At 60.1% G+C, this 2,694-nt stretch carries 4 protein-coding genes; 3 read left to right on the plus strand and 1 reads right to left on the minus strand.

The window, feature by feature from the left end; translation table 11 throughout:
• The 3 genes from AC0AP0_RS11480 to AC0AP0_RS11490 form a co-directional block, all read left to right on the plus strand.
• Nucleotides 1–1,044: MFS transporter (locus AC0AP0_RS11480; RefSeq protein WP_490430564.1), on the plus strand; the 1,044-nt coding region annotated here is incomplete at its 5' end.
• A gap of 78 nt (nucleotides 1,045–1,122) precedes the next feature.
• A complete protein-coding gene (locus tag AC0AP0_RS11485; protein ID WP_254478158.1) occupies nucleotides 1,123–1,629 on the plus strand; it encodes a GtrA family protein in 507 nt (168 codons plus the stop codon).
• Between the two features lie 108 nt (nucleotides 1,630–1,737).
• The gene (locus tag AC0AP0_RS11490; protein WP_490430565.1) at nucleotides 1,738–2,085 is read left to right on the plus strand and encodes a phenylpyruvate tautomerase MIF-related protein; all 348 of its coding nucleotides are present in this window, start codon (nucleotides 1,738–1,740) and stop codon (nucleotides 2,083–2,085) included.
• Between the two features lie 127 nt (nucleotides 2,086–2,212).
• On the opposite strand, the gene rplI is transcribed toward AC0AP0_RS11490, so the two are convergent.
• The gene (gene rplI, locus AC0AP0_RS11495) at nucleotides 2,213–2,662 is read right to left on the minus strand and encodes a 50S ribosomal protein L9 (RefSeq protein WP_110412390.1); all 450 of its coding nucleotides are present in this window, start codon (nucleotides 2,660–2,662) and stop codon (nucleotides 2,213–2,215) included.
• Between the last annotated feature and the right edge of the window lie 32 nt (nucleotides 2,663–2,694).

Genomic DNA, 2,694 nt, shown 5'->3' on the forward strand with positions numbered 1-2,694 from the left:
GTTCTGGTCTGGGTTGTGGCCGCCACGGTCCTGATCACAGCCATCACCGCCCACGCTCCCACCTGGGTGCTCTATTTAGTCACCCCCTTCATGGCGGCCATTCCGCCCTGGGGAGCCATGAGCCGTAGCCGGTGGACTCATATGTTACGCGGCGACCACCGTGCCACCAACCAGGCCCTGTCCCTGTCAGGGGTCTTCGACGAGGCCATGTGGGTGATCGGCAACCCACTGGCTTCCATACTGGCGGTCATTTCGGGCGTGTTGGCTTTCTCTTTCACTGGAATCTGCGTGCTGGTGGGAGCCTTTATGTTCCTCTCCTGTCGAGAAACCGAGCCCCCTTCGCAGACGGACATGGCCCGCGCCCAGGGCATCACCCGCAAGGAGTACCGGGAACGACAGGCTCAGCAGGTGGCTCGTCTTCGGGCCCAGGAAGGCGGGAACGGCCGCAGCGGGGCCTTCTGGAGCGCCGGCATGATTGCCGTCTGTGCCACCTGGTTCGGCCTGGGAGCCTTCCAGAGCGCGGCATCCATCTCCATCATCGCCTTCGCCACCGAGCAGGGGATGAAGCAGATGACCGGATTCGTCTTCGCCTGCTTCTCCTTCAGCTCCTTGGTCGGTGCCCTGCTCTACGGTGCCAAGAACTGGACCATCCCCCTCTGGAAGCGTTTCTACTTCTGCCTGCTAGTGGTCAACCTGGGCATCGGAACTTTCATGTTCGCCAGGAATCTGTGGACCATCATGGTCATCTACCTGATCATCGGCGTCTGCCAGGCGCCCACATGGATCAACGGCAACCAGCTCATGCTCCACCTGGTGCCGCCCATCCGCTTCACCGAAGGCATGGCCTGGCTGAGCGCCATGAATTCGATCGGTTCTTCCGCCGGTTCGGCTGTGGCCGGGCAGTTCATCGACCGTTACGGATCCCAGGGCGGGTTCGGGGTGGTCACTACTCTGGCTCTGGCCTCGCTGGCCATCGCCTTTGTAGGCTTCCGTCAAATCCGCAACAGCACTGAGGAGCCCATTCTGACTGAGCTGCCCGCCTGAGGGCGTAACGTAAGGCTTTTGCGCACAAGCGGTTCCCGGCACTCCGTCAGCACAGGAGGAATGATTGAATTGGCTACCGTGCGTAGATTAATCGGACAGCTGCTCAAGTTCGGCATCGTGGGCGTCATCGCTTTCCTGATCGACATCGGCATCATGAACCTGCTGATCATGGGGCCGCACCTGAACAATGTCCTGGCCGGAGCCATCTCCTTCCTGATCTCCCTCGTTTTCAATTACCTGGCCAGCATGCGCTATGTCTTCAAGCATCGGGAGGACATGGCCCGGTGGATGGAAATGACAGTCTTCCTGGTCTCCTCAGTCATCGGCCTGGGAATCAACGAGGTGATCCTATGGATTGGCACTGCCATGCTGCCGCCGGATGCCATCACCACCATGCACGCCCGCTACCTGCTCCATGCCAACATCGCCAAGATCACTGCCACCGTCGTGGTGGCCATCTGGAACTTCTTGATCCGCAAGTGGCTGCTGGACGCGCCTGCACCTGGCAAGCCGGTCAACCCGCGTTCGGTGGCCCACCGTCTGGGAGCCTGGTCCCTACGTCACCAACCCTTTGGCTGGCACTGAGCCAACCTTTCCAGTCAAGGCTACTATGGGACGGGAATAGTCAGCCATCCGTCAGGCGGATCGAATCATCCTGAGTGGTCATGCCGGACGGACCGGAAAGGAAGCACCATGCCTGTTATTCACACTCATGTAAGTACACCGATCACCGCCGAACAGCGTGAACGGATCAAGACGGCCTACGGGAAGGCCATCACCGCCGTTCCGGGCAAGTCCGAGGGCTGGCTCATGTGCCCCTTCGAATCGGACATGCCCATCTACTTCAGCGGTGACGACAGCAAGCCTGCCGCCTATGTGGAAGTCAACGTCTTCGGCAGCGACGTGCCCAAGTCCGCCTGGGAAAGCCTGACCAAGACCATCATGGACACATTGGAATCGGAGCTGTCCATCCCCAAGGACCGCACCTACATCCGTTACACGGCCACTACTGACTGGGGTTGGAACGGCGGCAATTTCTAAAATTGAGTAATCCCCTGTAACGCATAAGGAGGCCTTCCCGCGTATAATCTGCTGCGGGAAGGCCTCCTGCTTAAGCCCAGATCCCTATTTCAAAGGATCGTTAATGGGATAATCGGGGTCGGATTTGCTACTCAGCGACGACCTTGACCGTGAAAGCGGCCGAGATCTCGGGGTGCAGAGCTACGGTTGCCGGGAACTCGCCAGTGGTCTTGATGGTCTCCACGGAGATGGAGCGGGGATCGACGTCGGCCAGGGGGCGAAGAGCCTGGGCGATGGCATCGTTGGAAATGCCGCCGAAGAGCTTGCCTGAATCGGACACCTTGGCTGCGATCTCGACAGTCTGCCCATCGATGGCGGCCTTGGCGGCCACGGCATCCTCACGAGTGGCCATGGACTTGGCGCGACGGGCCCGCTGCAGGGACTCGATCTGCGCAGCAGCGCCCTTGGACCAGGCGAAAGCCAGGCCCTGGGGAATCAGGAAGTTGCGCGCATAGCCGGGCTTGACTGCGACAACGTCGCCCTTGTGACCCAAATCGGTCACAGTATCGGTCAGAATAACCTTGGTTTCCTTTGCCATAATCCTGACCTCCCTCAGCGACCGTTGGTGGC

Source organism: Bifidobacterium sp. POST2/T3 (B1) (assembly GCF_058197115.1).